The 14,253-nt window shown below is 62.1% G+C and carries 12 protein-coding genes; 7 read left to right on the top strand and 5 right to left on the bottom strand.

Translation table 11 applies throughout. The features are described from left to right. Positions 1-40 precede the first annotated feature (40 nt). Positions 41-625 carry a hemerythrin domain-containing protein gene (locus AC3WS7_RS08480; protein ID WP_296466914.1) on the top strand — a complete coding sequence of 195 codons (585 nt, stop codon included), beginning with the start codon at positions 41-43 and terminating at the stop codon, positions 623-625. A 21-nt stretch (positions 626-646) separates the two neighbouring features. Here the strand turns inward: AC3WS7_RS08480 and AC3WS7_RS08475 are convergent, their stop codons facing one another. Both AC3WS7_RS08475 and AC3WS7_RS08470 read right to left on the bottom strand, forming a co-directional pair. Continuing rightward, the gene (locus tag AC3WS7_RS08475; protein WP_296466918.1) at positions 647-2,005 is read right to left on the bottom strand and encodes a vanadium-dependent haloperoxidase; all 1,359 of its coding nucleotides are present in this window, start codon (positions 2,003-2,005) and stop codon (positions 647-649) included. Further along, positions 2,002-3,621 carry a CRTAC1 family protein gene (locus tag AC3WS7_RS08470; RefSeq protein WP_492656030.1) on the bottom strand — a complete coding sequence of 540 codons (1,620 nt, stop codon included), beginning with the start codon at positions 3,619-3,621 and terminating at the stop codon, positions 2,002-2,004. The genes AC3WS7_RS08475 and AC3WS7_RS08470 overlap by 4 nt, the downstream gene beginning before the upstream one ends. Positions 3,622-3,842: 221 nt before the next feature. On the opposite strand from AC3WS7_RS08470, the gene xylF reads away from it, so the two are divergent. The 6 genes from xylF (at position 3,843) to xylA (ending at position 10,959) form a co-directional block, all read left to right on the top strand. Beyond that, positions 3,843-4,862 (top strand): D-xylose ABC transporter substrate-binding protein, encoded by a 1,020-nt coding sequence (gene xylF / locus AC3WS7_RS08465; RefSeq protein ID WP_492656029.1) that lies wholly within the window; start codon positions 3,843-3,845, stop codon positions 4,860-4,862. Positions 4,863-5,003: 141 nt separating this feature from the next. Next, positions 5,004-6,140 (top strand): sugar ABC transporter permease, encoded by a 1,137-nt coding sequence (locus AC3WS7_RS08460; protein WP_492656176.1) that lies wholly within the window; start codon positions 5,004-5,006, stop codon positions 6,138-6,140. Next, complete coding sequence (locus AC3WS7_RS08455) at positions 6,137-6,916, top strand: ATP-binding cassette domain-containing protein (protein ID WP_492656028.1); 780 nt, start codon at positions 6,137-6,139, stop codon at positions 6,914-6,916. The genes AC3WS7_RS08460 and AC3WS7_RS08455 overlap by 4 nt, the downstream gene beginning before the upstream one ends. 4 nt (positions 6,917-6,920) lie before the next feature. Then, a complete protein-coding gene (locus AC3WS7_RS08450; RefSeq protein WP_492656027.1) occupies positions 6,921-8,123 on the top strand; it encodes an ROK family transcriptional regulator in 1,203 nt (400 codons plus the stop codon). Positions 8,124-8,125: 2 nt separating this feature from the next. Beyond that, positions 8,126-9,574: a xylulokinase gene (gene xylB / locus AC3WS7_RS08445; protein WP_492656026.1), complete on the top strand. Its 1,449-nt coding sequence runs from the start codon at positions 8,126-8,128 to the stop codon at positions 9,572-9,574. A gap of 71 nt (positions 9,575-9,645) precedes the next feature. Continuing rightward, positions 9,646-10,959, top strand: coding sequence for a xylose isomerase (gene xylA / locus AC3WS7_RS08440; RefSeq protein ID WP_492656025.1), 1,314 nt, complete (start codon positions 9,646-9,648; stop codon positions 10,957-10,959). 141 nt (positions 10,960-11,100) lie between these two features. On the opposite strand, the gene AC3WS7_RS08435 is transcribed toward xylA, so the two are convergent. The 3 genes from AC3WS7_RS08435 to AC3WS7_RS08425 all read right to left on the bottom strand — a co-directional run bounded on the left by AC3WS7_RS08435 (position 11,101) and on the right by AC3WS7_RS08425 (position 14,172). Further along, complete coding sequence (locus AC3WS7_RS08435; RefSeq protein WP_492656024.1) at positions 11,101-11,655, bottom strand: cysteine hydrolase family protein; 555 nt, start codon at positions 11,653-11,655, stop codon at positions 11,101-11,103. Beyond that, positions 11,652-12,374, bottom strand: a complete 723-nt coding sequence (locus tag AC3WS7_RS08430; RefSeq protein WP_492656023.1) for a metallophosphoesterase family protein — start codon at positions 12,372-12,374, stop codon at positions 11,652-11,654. Before AC3WS7_RS08430 ends, AC3WS7_RS08435 begins: the two co-directional genes overlap by 4 nt. Before the next feature lie 1,384 nt (positions 12,375-13,758). Further along, positions 13,759-14,172 (bottom strand): hypothetical protein, encoded by a 414-nt coding sequence (locus AC3WS7_RS08425; protein ID WP_492656022.1) that lies wholly within the window; start codon positions 14,170-14,172, stop codon positions 13,759-13,761. Positions 14,173-14,253 lie beyond the last annotated feature (81 nt).

Genomic DNA, 14,253 nt, shown 5'->3' with positions numbered 1-14,253 from the left:
CGTGCGTGGGAAGCTCTCGCACAATTACCGGAGACACGCCATGCCCCGTAGCAGCCTGCAAACCATCAAAGACGAACACGCCGCCCTGGCCGCCATGCTGCAGTCACTGCTGCTGATGCTGGACCGTGGCCCCGGTGACGAACCCGAACGATTTTTTGACGTGCTGCGCGCCATGCTCTTCTACATTGACGAGTTCCCCGAGCGCCTGCACCACCCCAAGGAATCGGACCTGCTGTTTCCGCGCGTGGTGCGCCTGGCGCCCCAGACCCTGGAGGCCATCACCCAGCTGGAAAAAGACCACGCCCGCAGCGAGGCCGCCGTGCGCGAATTGCAGCACCTGCTGCTGGCCTGGGAACTGCTGGGGGAAAGCCGCCACGCGGCGTTTGACACCGCCGTACGCCGCTATGTAGCCGCCTACCTGACCCACATGAAGCTGGAAGAAACCGCCATCCTGCCCGTGGCCCAAGCGGTGCTCAGCGATGCCGACTGGGCCGAACTGGACGCAGCCTTCGCCAACAACTGCGACCCATTGACCGGCCAGCACCCACGCGACCCGGCCTTCGATCGCCTGTTCACCCGCATCGTGATGCGTGCGCCCGCACCCATTGGTGTGGGCGAGGGCTGAGAGCGCAGCCCAGCCCCCGGCTCAGCGCGCCAGCTTGAGCGCCAGCACCTGCTGGGCGACACAGCGCCCCTGCACCTTGCCCCCCTCGATACCGCTGCGGAAGTGGATGCCCGCGTACATGCGCGAGATGGCCGCTTCGTCTGCCGCCACCTTGAAGCTGGCAAAGGTGCGCGGGCCCCAGCCGCGGTCGTTGTGGGTGTTGTCGGTAAACGGCTGGTTGGCGCCAAACACCTGCTCCAGCACTCCGGCCGCCGCGCTGGACTGCACCGAGTGGCCTGAGGGGTATTCCGGGAACGGTGGCGTGTGCATCAGGGTAGGCACCCAGTTGCTGTCGATCACCAGTTGCACATAGGTCACCGGGCGCAGCAGGTTGGCGGTGTACTTGGTTTTCCAGCCCGCAATAAAGGCGTCGGCCATGGCCAGGTTCAGGCGCACCATGGTGTGGGCGGCCTTGGCCAGGTCGGCCTTTTGCACTTTGAGCAGGTCGTTGGCTATGTAGGCCCAGTGGCCCGCAGGCGTGGGGGTCTTGAGTGGGTCATCCGCCCAGTACAGCGACACCTGGCGTTGCTCTTGGGTGGCCTTGTTGCTCACCTGGTAGACCTCTTGGGCCTCTTTGTAAAACGCCGAACCCGGGCTCTCAGAGTACGGGGGATGCGGCGGTGCGGCGCAGCTGCTGCTGGTCTTCAATACAAACGGCCGCACCTCGCCCCACCAGGGCAAGAGCGCCTGCGCAAACGCGGGCGGTGTGGCCGACCACTGGCCTTCGCCACTCGGGGGCACGTAATTTTTCTGGCTGCGGCGCAGCGGGCCCCAGGCCTCGTGGCCGCCATCGGTGCGGGCCCAGGTCATGATGGCCATGGCCATGAGCTTGCCAAAAGTCTCCGAGCGGTTGGTGATCTCCGGCGTGACCGTGTTGGGGTCGAAGTCCTGGCTGTACTTGAGTGGCAGGCTGCGCTCCAGCAGGTCGATGCGCGCCTTGTTTTCGGCGCTGGCCGTGGGGAACATCATCCGCGTCATCGTCGCCATGGAGGCATTGGCCACCGTGGGCCAGTGCAGCACTTCGTCGGGCTGGGCCCAGGGCAGCGACTGCAGCTCGTTGAGCTGGCCCGCCAGGCTTTGGTGTTGCGGCATGCCGGGCACCACCGACTCGTACAGCGTGAGCCCCAGGTAGGCCAAGGCACGCGAGGCCACGGGCGGGCTGTAGCCCGGGGTCTGCTGGGTCAGCAACAAGGCCAGGTTGAACCACTCGGTGGCAACACTGGCACTGAAGGCGCTGGCGGGGCGCGCGGCGGGCGCCGCCTGCTGGGCTTGCACAGGCAAGAGCGCGCTGGTCCAGGCAAAGACGCCTGCCAGGCACAGCGAGAACAATCGGGTTTTCATGGGGCTTTCCAGTTCACAAGGCCCTGGGGGCTGAGGGTGTAGAAGGCATCTGCCTTGGCGGGCATCCAGTCGCTCCAGCCGCCGTGCGGCCACCCCACGCGCAGCTGTGCCGTGGTGGCGTTGCCCAGACCAAAGTGCATCCAGCCCAGGTGGCCACTGGCATGGCCGCCGCCCACGGTGAGCTCTTGGCGGATCACGGGGGCCGCATCACCCTCGCCCAACTTCACCTCCACCCAAGCACCCACGGCATCGCGGTTGCCGGTGGGCTGCTGCAAACGCAGCTGCAGCCAGTGGCCCGCAGGCGCCGCCGTGGTCTGGCGCCACAGCTGGGCCTTGTCCCAGCGGTTCACCACCAGCACGTCCAGCAGGCCATCACCATTCAGATCCGCCACCATGCCACCACGCCCGCGCTTGAAGCTGGCGAGTCCGGCCTGGCTACCCGCTTCCACAAAGTTGCCATCGGCCTTTTGCAGCAACAGGTTGTTGGGGTCCAGTGTCGCAAAGTCGGGCATGGTGGACACATTGCCCTTCACCACAAACAGGTCCGTCAGCCCATCGTTGTTCATGTCGGCAAACTGGGCGTGCCAGGCGGTGCTGGGGTGCACATCTCCGCCCACATAAGGCCGGTGCGCCGTCACTCCGCGTTTGAAGGCCATGTCGGTAAAACGCGGCTGGGCTGCGCCCGCCTCCAGCGTCTGCAATTTGTTGTCAGACATGCTGGTCAAAAATACCTCGGGGTAACCATCGCCATTGAGGTCGTGGCTGGCAATGCCCATGCCCCAGATTTGCAGCGGCTTCCAACCCTGGGCGGCGGTGTAGAGCGCGGGTGCGGCGCCGGCAGGCAGCTGCCACAGCTGCTCTTCGCCACCCTTGTAATACTCGCGGTCATTGCTCACACGCAGCGCGGCCGTACCCGAGCGGCTCCAGTCCGAGAACAGCATGGACAGCGCGCAGTGGCCGGGCACCAAGGGCGTGGCAGGCTGGTAACCGCCACCCTCTTTGGGGCGCAGCAGCAAGCCCGGTGTGCAGCTGCCCCAGGGGAACTCGGGCTTGCTGCGGTCGGTGTAGGTACCAATGGCCAGTGTGGGCCAGGCTTGGCCTTTCTCCCAGGTGGCGGCAAAGGCGGTGTGCCAGCCGTTGCCGGTGCGGATGGACCATGCGTCATTGGCCTTCTCGAACTTGCACTGGCCCGCCCCTTTGAACACCTGCACCTCGCCCACGCGCAGCACCACCAAGTCGGTCAGGCCGTCGCCGTCAATGTCCAGCGGGTAGGCGCCCACGGCATTGGTCAGCTCCAGGCCCGAGCGCTCTTCTTGCAGCTTGAGCGGACCGCCACGCGTGCTGCGGTTGCGGTAGAACTTGGCTTTGTTCACGCCCGCAGTCATGTACACCTCGGGCAGGCCATCGGCGTCGCAATCGAAGGTGGCCACGCCCCCGCCCACCATGTATTCGCCCTCGCCTTCAAAGCGGCTTTGCAGGCCGGCAGTGTCGGTTTCTTCGGCAAACCGTGGCGTGGCAGGCGCCGGCGCATCGGCCGCCCAGGCACCCGACACCAGCCCCAGGCCAGCCACCACGTTTCGCACTGCGGGCCGGGAAATCCAATCCAGAGGGTGCACGTGGCAATCCTTTGTGAAAAATGAAAGAATCCGGCGATCTTATTAAGTTCGATGATTAAACTATGTCGGGTTTATCCCTATTCGCGCCGCCAGCCAAGTCCCGAACAATTAGTTTGTCGTCCTTACTAAATGCACCGTGTTGCATTTACGGCAGCACGATGGCTCTGAAGAGTCCTTCCAAAACCATAGGCCTGACACAGGCCAAATCACCGGAGACATTGATGAAACTGAAGACAACACTGACCGCCCTGGCCCTGAGCCTGGCTGCCGCTGGCGCGTTTGCCCAAGTGGTGGGCGTGAGCTGGTCCAACTTCCAGGAAGAGCGCTGGAAAACCGACGAAGCCGCCATCAAGGCCCAGCTGGCCAAAGACGGCGCGACCTACATCAGCGCTGACGCTGGCGGTTCTCCCGAGAAGCAGCTGGCGGACATCGACAGCCTGATTTCCAAAGGCGCCAAGGCCCTGATCATCCTGGCCATGGACAAGGACGCCATCCTGCCCGCCGTGAACAAGGCCAACCAGCAAAAGATCCCCGTGGTCGCCTATGACCGCCTGATCGAAGCGCCCGGCGTGTTCTACATCACATTCGACAACGTGGAAGTGGGCCGCATGCAAGCCCGCGCCATTCTGGAAGCCAAGCCCAAGGGCAACTACGTGATGATCAAGGGCTCCCCTACTGACCCCAATGCCAACTTCCTGCGCGGTGGCCAGCAAGAAGTCATTGATGCCGCTGTGAAAAAGGGCGACATCAAGATCGTGGGCGAGGAATACACCGACGGCTGGAAGCCCGAAGTTGCCCAAAAGAACATGGAACAAATCATCACCAAGACCGGCGGCAAGATTGACGCGGTGGTCGCCTCCAACGACGGTACCGCCGGTGGTGTGGTGGCTGCGTTGACTGCCAAGGGCATCAAGGGCATTCCAGTCTCCGGCCAGGATGGTGACCACGCTGCGCTGAACCGCGTGGCTCTGGGCAGCCAGACTGTGTCGGTGTGGAAAGACGCCCGCGACCTGGGCCGCGACGCTGCTGCCGCTGCCGTGGTGCTAGCCAAGGGCCAAAAAGTAGCTGCTGCCCAAACCTGGAACGGTGGCGAGAAGAAAGTGGCCCTGCAGGCCCAGTTCTTGAAGCCCGTGCCAATCACCGCCAAGAACCTCGATGTGGTGGTCAAGGCCGGCTGGATCAAGAAGGCTGACCTGTGCAAAGGTGTCGATGCAGCCAAAGGCCCAGCAGCTTGCAAGTAATTTGCGTTTCTCTCTGAGTTAGTTGAAGCCCTCCAACCGCGGGCTGGGGTCAGCCCGCGGTTTTTTTATGTCTTGCGGAGAACGCATGTGAATCCCGTTTTGAATTCCCTGAAGCAGGCGGCCATTGATTGGCGTCTGGTGATGATGGGCACCGTGCTGGCAGCCATTGCCATCGTGTTCAACATCCTGTCCGGCGGGCTGTTTTTGTCCCCCGAGAATCTGTACAACATTGCCCAGCAAACGGCCGTGGTGGGCGTGGTCGCCACCGTGGTGGTGCTGGTCATCGTGGCACGCCACATCGACCTGTCTGTGGGCTCGGTCATGGGGTTTGTGGGTGTGCTGATTGCAACCCTGATGTACACCGCTGGCTGGCACTGGGTCGAGGCGTCGCTGGCCGGTCTGGCCGTGGCCATTGCCGTGTCGCTGTACCAGGGCGCCCTCACGGCCATGCTGGGTGTGCCTTCTTTCGTCGTCACGCTGGGCGGCCTCATGTCCTTCCGCGGTGCGGCCTTTCTGGTGGCCGACGGCAAAACCCAACCGGTGAATGACCAATTCTTTCAACGCCTGGGCGGTGGTTTTGATGGCGCCATTGGTGTCACCGCCAGCTGGGTGCTGGCGGGGGTGATTGTGCTGGCCTTGATGCTCCAGATGTGGGCCAAGCGCCGCGCCAAGGCCTCCTATGACGTGCCCAACAACCCCCTGTGGCTGGATGCGCTGATCGTGCTGGTGCCCGTGGCCATCGTGCTGGGTTTTGTCACCGCCATGAACAACTACCAGATCATGAACAAAGATGCTCCGCAGGGCATTCCCATCCCCGTGCTGATCTGGGCTGCCGTAGCACTGGTGCTGTCTTTCATCGTGCACCGCACGCGTTTTGGCCGCTATGTGTTTGCCATGGGCGGCAACCCCGAGGCGGCCGCGCTGGTGGGCATTCCGGTGCGCAAAGTCACGCTCATGCTGTTTGCGCTGATGGGCGTGCTCATCACCATCGCCGCCATTGTGTCCATCGCGCGGCTTAACGCGGGCACCAACTCGCTGGGCACCAGCATGGAGCTGTATGTGATTGCCGCTGCCGTGATTGGGGGCACCGCGCTGGCCGGTGGCAGTGGTTCGATTTTGGGATCGGTGCTGGGCGCGCTGATCATGCAAAGCATTGACAGCGGCATGCTGCTGCTAGACGTGTCGATTGGGGTGCGCTACGTGATCATCGGCCAGGTGCTGATTGCAGCGGTGGTGTTTGATGTGGTTTACCGCCGTATGACAGGAGACACCGTATGAGCGCGGGCAATACAAAGCAGGCGCTGGTGGAAATGCGCAACATTGGCAAGTCCTTTGGCGGTGTGCACGCCGTGGACGATGTCAGCATCAACCTCTACCCCGGCGAAGTGGTAGCCCTGCTGGGCCACAACGGCGCGGGCAAGTCCACCCTCATGAAGATGCTGGCCGGCGCTTACCCCATCGACAGCGGCGAGGTGCTGATCAATGGCGAGAAGGCCCACATCCGCACCCCCGTGGATGCGCAGCGTAGCGGCATCGAATCGATCTACCAGACCCTGGCCCTGGCCGACAACCTGGACGCCGTAGCCAACCTGTTCTTGGGCCGCGAGCTGCTCACGCGCTGGAACACGCTGGACGACCACCGCATGGATGCAGACGCCCGCAAGGTGTTTCACCGCCTGAACAAGAACTTCAAAAACGTGCGCACACCGGTGCGCCGCCTCTCGGGCGGACAGCGCCAGGTGGTGGCCATTTCGCGTGCCATCTATTTCAACGCCAAGATCCTCATCATGGACGAGCCCACGGCCGCCCTGGGCCCTGAGGAAACCGCAATGGTGGGCAACCTGGTGAAGCAACTCAAGGCCGAAGGCGTGGGCATTTTCCTGATTACCCACGACATGCCGGACGTGTTTGGCCTGAGCGACCGCCTCTCGGTGATGAAAAACGGCAAATTAGTAGGTACATATCGCACGGCAGACGTGGTGGAGGACGAAGTTCTTGGCATGATCATCGCTGGCAAACAACCTGAAGGAAAAGCACAGACGCACACCCTGTAGCTCTGTGCAATTCACCCGCGACACCATGAAAACCACCGGCGACCAGCAGCTAGTCAAACGTATCAACCGCAGCGTGCTGCTGCGGCTGTTGCGTGCGCAGCCGGGGCTTTCCCGGGCGCAACTCGCCAGTGGCAGCGGGCTGACCAAGTCCACCGTCAGCCTGCTGGTGCGCGAGCTGATTGACGAAGGCTGGGTCGCCGAAACCGACGTCACCGCCGTCCAAGGCCTGGGCCGCCCATCTACCCCCCTGCATCTCGATGGCCGCACGCGCGGACTGATAGGCATTGAAGTGGCGGTGGAGGCACTGCGCGTGGTGGGCGTGTCGCTCACCGGGCAGGTGCTGTGCGCCGCAGAAGAAGCCCTGGTCGGCACCCAACCCGAAGAAGTGTGCCGCCAGGCCGCCCGATTGGTCGCCCGGACCTACAGCCAGCTGCAGCAGCGCAGCATTGCCCTGACGGGCGTGGGCGTGGGCCTGCCCGGTGCCTTTGACGAGGCCACCGGCATGCTGCGTTTTGCGCCCAACCTGGGTTGGCGCAACGTGGACTTTTTGCCCATGATCACCCGGGCTCTGGCCCAGGCCCAACTGCCCGAGGTGCAAGTACATGTGCAAAACGAAGCCGACACCGCAGCCCTGAGCGAATACGAGTTCGCCGATGGCGACGCCAGCGACTCCCTGATCTTTGTGACCTGCGGCGCCGGCGTGGGTGCGGGCATTGTGATCAACGACCGCCTGTTCACCGGCAAACAAGGCATGGCCGGTGAAATCGGCCACAGCACCCTGCAGATCGACGGGCCACTGTGCTCGTGCGGCCGCAAGGGCTGTGCCGAGACATTTTTTGGTGCGCGCACGCTGGCCAAGTTGCCCGACCCGGCCCAAGGAGGCCGCTACCTGGGTGTGGTGCTGCAAAACCTGTGGACCACCTTCAACCCCAGCACGCTGGTGGTGGGCGGCCCCTCGTGCGACACCTACCCCGGCATCGTCCAGGTCGCCCAAGACACCCTGCAAACCTACGCCGATGCGGCCGGCATGGCGCCCCCGCACATGCGGGCCGCGCGCTACGGGCTGCTGGCCTCTGCCGTAGGTGCTGCCGCCCTGGTGCTGCACCACGAATTGCGCCCCATGCACACCCGCATGTCGGCGCCTCCACTCCCGGCGGCAGACGCCCCGGACGAATCTCTTTCCATGACAACAGGCACCACGGTTTAACTATGTTTTTAGGTATTGATATCGGCACCTCAGAAGTCAAAGCACTTCTGCTCTCGGACGATCACCGCATCATCGGCTCGGCTGGCACCCCCCTCACGGTGCAGCGCCCGCACCCCGGCCACAGCGAGCAGGCCCCGGCCGACTGGTGGGCCGCCACCCAAAGCGCCCTGCTCAAGCTCCAGGCCGCCCACCCTGCTGAATACGCGGCGGCCCGTGCCATCGGCCTGTCGGGCCAAATGCACGGTGCCGTGCTGCTGGACGCGCAAGACCGCGTGCTGCGCCCCGCCATTTTGTGGAACGACACCCGCTGCGCCGCCGAGTGCGCCGAGATGATGGTCGAGCTACCCACGCTGCCCGCCCTGGCCGGCACGCTGGCCATGCCCGGCTTTACCGCGCCCAAGCTGCGCTGGGTGGCCAAACACGAGCCCGAAGTCTTCCAACAAGTGGCCAAAGTGCTGCTGCCCAAAGACTACGTGCGCCTGATGCTCACTGGCGAATACGCCTGCGACATGTCCGACGCCAGCGGCACCCTGTGGCTGGACGTGCAACAACGCGACTGGTCGGACGCGCTGCTGGCGCTGACCGGCCTGAACCGCAGCCACATGCCCCGTCTGGTGGAAGGCAGTGCACCCGGCGGTTATCTGAAAGCCGATGTGGCCCAGGCCTTGGGCCTGAACGCTGGCATCGTGGTGGCCGGTGGCGCGGGCGACAACGCGGCCAGCGCCGTGGGCATGGGCGCGGTAGACAGCGGCCAGGGCTTTTTGTCGCTGGGTACCAGCGGCGTGCTGTTCGTCGTCACACCCAGCTACCAGCCCAACGCGGCCAGCGCCACGCATGCGTTTTGCCACGCCGTGCCCGGCCGCTGGCACCAGATGAGCGTGATGCTGTCTGCCGCCAGCAGCCTGCAGTGGGTGACCGACCTGCTGGGCGCACCCAACGCCGGTGTGGTGGCCGAAAAAGCCGCCGCACTGAGCGCGGCACAGCGCGCCGCATCGCCCCTGTTTTTGCCCTACCTGGGCGGCGAGCGCACCCCGCACAACGATGCCAATGTGCGCGGCAGCTTCCACCAACTGAGCTTTGACACCGACGCCGCCCGCTTGGGCTACGCGGTGATTGAAGGCGTGACCTTCGGCCTGAAAGACGGCCTGGCCGCGCTCAACGCCGCTGGCAGCAGCGTGCACCGCTTGTCGCTGGTCGGCGGCGGCGCGCGCAGCAGCTTCTGGGCCCAACAACTGGCCAGCGCGCTGAACGTAGACATCGTGACCCACGGCAGCTCTGCAGTGGGCGGGGCTCTGGGCGCCGCCCGCCTGGGCTGGCTGGCCACCGGCGCCGACGCTGCCGCCGTGTGTCTGACACCTGAAGTCGATGCCACCTACCACCCCGACGCCGCCGAACAAGCCCTGCTAATGGACCGCTACGCGACCTTCCGCAGCCTGTACCGCACTGTGTAATCCACCCATTTCTGGCGCATAGCCAGCTTTATTTAGTTCGACCAAGCAACAAATTAACCGCAGAGGAAACCATGAGCTCTTACTTTTCTACCGTCTCCCCCATCGCCTATGAAGGCCCGACTTCCGACAACCCACTGTCCTTCAAGTGGTATGACAAAGACCGTATCGTGCTGGGCAAGCGCATGGAAGAGCAGCTGCGTTTTGCCGTCTGCTACTGGCACAGCTTCTGCTGGAATGGCCTGGACCCGTTTGGCGGCGACACCTTCCAGCGCCCCTGGCAGCACATGGCCGACCCCATGGCTGCGGCCAAGGCCAAAGCCGATGTGGCGTTCGAGTTTTTCAGCAAGCTGGGCGCGCCCTACTACTGCTTCCACGACCGTGACATCGCCCCCGAAGGCGCCACCCCACGTGAAAGCGTGAATAACTTCCGCGAGATGGTGGACGTGCTGGGCAACAAGCAGGCCACCACCGGCATGAAGTTGCTGTGGGGCACGGCCAACCTGTTCAGCCACCGCCGCTTCATGTCGGGCGCGGCCACCAACCCCAACCCCGAGATCTTTGCACTCGGCGCCCTGCAGGTGAAAGAAGCCATGGACGCCACGCTGAAACTGGGCGGTGCCAACTACGTGCTGTGGGGCGGCCGCGAAGGCTACGAAACCCTGCTCAACACGCGCATCGGCCACGAGCTGGACCAGATGGGCCGCTTCCTGAACATGGTGGTGGAGTACAAACACAAGATCGGCTTCCAAGGCACCATCCTGCTCGAACCCAAGCCACGCGAGCCATCCAAACACCAGTACGACTTTGACAGCGCCACGGTCTACGGCTTCCTGTGCCGCTACGGCCTGGAAAAGGAAATCAAGGTCAACATCGAAGCCAACCACGCCACCCTGGCCGGCCACAGCTTCGAGCACGAGATTGCTACTGCGGTCGACCTGGGCATCTTCGGCTCCATCGACATGAACCGCGGCGACATGCAATGCGCGTGGGACACCGACCAGTTCCCCAACAGCATCCCCGAGACTGCGCTGGCCATGTACACCATCCTGCAAGGTGGCGGCTTCGTCAACGGCGGTGTGAACTTCGACGCCAAGGTGCGCCGCCAGTCCATCGACCCCGAAGACATGTTCCACGGCCACATTGGCGGCATGGACGTGACCGCCCGCGCGCTGCTGATCGCCGAGAAGATGATCACCGACGGCAAGCTGGCCAAGCTGGTGGACGACCGCTATGCGGGCTGGAATGCTGCGTTTGGCAAGAACGTGCTGGACGGCAAGATGAGCCTGGAGGCCGTGGCCGCCCACGTGGTGGACCGCAACACCGACACCATGCCCGTGTCGGGCCGGCAGGAGCATCTGGAGAACTTGCTGAACAGCTATATCTGAGTTGCTTCGCTAAGCACCACAAAGACAAAGGCCCCGCAGGTAATTGCCTGCGGGGCCTTTTTGCTTGGAACGCATGACTCGCCAGGGGTTCGAGGGGTGCTTTGGGCCATCAACGGCCATTCACCAACGCCCGGTTTCGGACTATTGGTTTTGAAGCAGCTCGGCAACTGGCAATACACGAGCGTACTCGCCACTCATATTGGCCAATGCAACACGGTGTATATCCTCGGCGGCCCGAGGCTTGCCATCGATATCAGGGCGGTCATAGGTGTAGCAAGCATCAGCCACAACCATGCAATCAAAGCCCAGGCAGGCCGCACTGCGGACGGAAGCCTCAACGGACATGTTTGTGCTCACGCCTGCAAACACCAGCGATCGAATGCCTCGTTGATGCAGCCAACGCTCAAGGCCGCTCTGGGCGAACGCATCGGTGACATGCTTGTCGACTACGTGTTCGTGCTCCCGTGGAGCCAATTGATCCTGAAACTCCGCTCCCGGCTGACCAGGCCAAAACGGCGAGCCTGGCGTGCGTGACAGATGGCGGACGTGAACGATGGGGCGTGCACTGGCACGCCAGTGGTCCAGCAGTTGCCCGATGTGTGCCTCAGCTTCCGGGTTGTTGCGCGGAACGTTGTTGACCCTGCCCTTCTGCATGTCGACGATGATGAGAGCAACGGGTTCGTGTGATGGGTTCATTGCATGTATCCGGTCAACAAGGCCCGCTCCCAATCGGGGCAATTGCGCAGGCGGGCAAGGTGGGCCATTTGCTGGTGGGGGTAGGGTACGGTGAGCAGGTCTACCGTCCAGCCTTCAGCGCGGTGCTCGACGACGGCATAGCGGGCATCAGGCGATCCTGATTCGACAACATGGGGGTGAGGATAGTCGTCGGCATAAGCCGGCAAGCCAACACTGCCCGGGTTAACGATCAGCCCGCCGCAGTGCGTACGTACGCTGCGAGCCACATGGCTGTGGCCGCACAGGATCAGCTCTGCCTCGTATTCGCCGAGTCGTTGTTCGACTTCCTCAGCCGTGGCGTTCCGCTCCGCAGTTTGCAGCAGCGTCACATTGTCGGCGCCCGGTGCGCCATGGCAAAGAAGGACCTGTTCATTGAACTTTCGGGTGTGACTCAGTCCACCGATCCAGTCCAATTCCGGCTGGCCCAACTCAGAGCAGGCAAACCGGTCCGAGAAGCCGGCATGGGGGCTCAGGTGCAAAATCTGACGCTCATGATTGCCCGCCAGATGCACCCAATCCTGGCTCATCAGAAACTGTGCCGTTTCGCGCGGCAGGAGGGGACCAGACAAACTGTCCCCCAGGTTGACCACAGCGTCCACACCGCGTCGCTTGAAATCGGAAACAACGGCTTGCAGGGCAGCCAAGTTGCCGTGGATATCGGAAAGAACGGCGATGCGCATAGGGCCGGAATATTAGCAAACATGCACCGCCTGAACTTCAATGCACGAGGAGGCATTGAAGACACGCTTCGCGAAATACGCTTGGTTTGGCTGGCCTTCGGCCACCGACGTGAATGTGAAGTTTTGGGCGCCCAATTCGACATGGCGAATGTCAAATCTGGATCGACTCCCGAGACAGATCAGGGCCAGTTGCAGTCGTCGGCGAATGACTGCTACGCGGACGTTGCCTGCGTTTTGATGCCTATTGCGCCCTCTTGATATTCGATGCAGTAAAGACCGTCAGGACTAGATAGCCGCAACAATTCGTTGTGGGTCTCCGCAACTTCGACGATTTGATCTTGAATTGGCCCTATTCCAAGTACTTGGCCCTGGCTAGGGTAGGTCAGTGTGTAGTCCCTTGCCACGCGCTCCCAAGTGCCGACTGCATAAAGACCTCGGCCAGAGTGTGAGACCGTTAGCAGGAAAGTCCCGCTTGGGTCAAACCCAGCGGCGACCAATCCACCGACATGAAGGTATTTAAGCGTCATTAGAAGTGATAACTCAGAGTAAATCTATTTTGGCTTTGGGTCGACAGGTGCAGTGGGCCAGTAGCGTGCGTTGCCCAACGTCTGCTTTCGGGGGGCGGATTCACGACTACTTTGGGACAGTGGATTCGGACTAAGCTGGATTCCGTTGGCAACAAGCGCTTCGTAATTACTTTCGTTTTGGTAGAGCCGTTCACCAACACGACCTATCAATAATTAGTGTCTCGACGTTAGTGACTATGCCGGATTGAGCTTCGGCATCAAAGCTGATGCGGCGTTCCTGCGGGCACCACAATTCTGGCGTTCGCTTAAAGCACAGAGCCTCTAATGTTGGTTGTTTCCCTGGGCGATTTCGAGGGGGGTCTTGCAACCCTCTACAACTAAAACCAACTGCTTCTACTTTGGCTACTGCAACCTTAAACTGTATTCCTGCAAGACGCATGTTGCTAACTTCTTCGTCGTGGTCTTTTTGCGTTACACGAAATACCATGCACCCCGTAAGCGCAGTAACTAGGACCATGAGCATAAGTACCCTGAAAAATCTGATTTTCATGACTATTGAATCGCCCCCGCTTTCGTGGAGGCCAGTTGGTTTAAGTAAGGTAGTCACCGTGGTTGCCTGATTGGCGAATTGCCGGTGGTAGTTTTCGCCACATCTCGATTGTTCATCGTACTAGTCCAACTGACCAGTTCTGAATGTCTGCTATCCGGCCATGAGTCTAGGTTGATCGAATTCGGCTTTGGGTCGATTACTGCGACTGGCCGGCTCCAGTCGGTGGCAGCCACCAAGAACCTGCCTGTGCACCCGCTGGAAAGCGGCGATGTTTCGGCATGACCAACAGGTGGATGCACAGGTACCGCTAAAGCTTGACGTTGGTGCGAAGCAGCGCTGTTCTCAACTCGCGGCTGGCCGGTTTTGAAACATCCACGCCTTGCACCGCCAGGTCGAACTGTGAGCCTGGTTTGAAGCTGGTTGGCAGTATCTTCTTTACGGGATTCGTAGCCGGGTACTTGCCATCAGCAGGACACATGCGAACGGAAAACCCGAATTCGTCGAGTACACCTTTTGCGTACAACTCCGCCAATTGCTGAAACGACACGAATGTTGACCGTCTCACTTCTTTACCCCCTGGCTCACTGATGCCACGGACGATCTCAAATTTGCCAAGTGAGTCGCGTTGGGTATTCGTGAAGGGATGCAGCACCAACGTCACACGAGGTCCGCCCTTTACGGGTGTCAGCGTGTGCTCTACGGCGATATCCGTTAACAGCATGTCGTTTTCCTTGTAATTCCATAAGCCACCGCGGGTCCGAGCGCACCGGTCTCCATCCACCCCACGCCCCCGCTCGCATTG

Source organism: Rhodoferax sp. EU05-FHT12H12, assembly GCF_058791215.1.
This window is presented reverse-complemented; position numbering and strand designations above follow the sequence as displayed.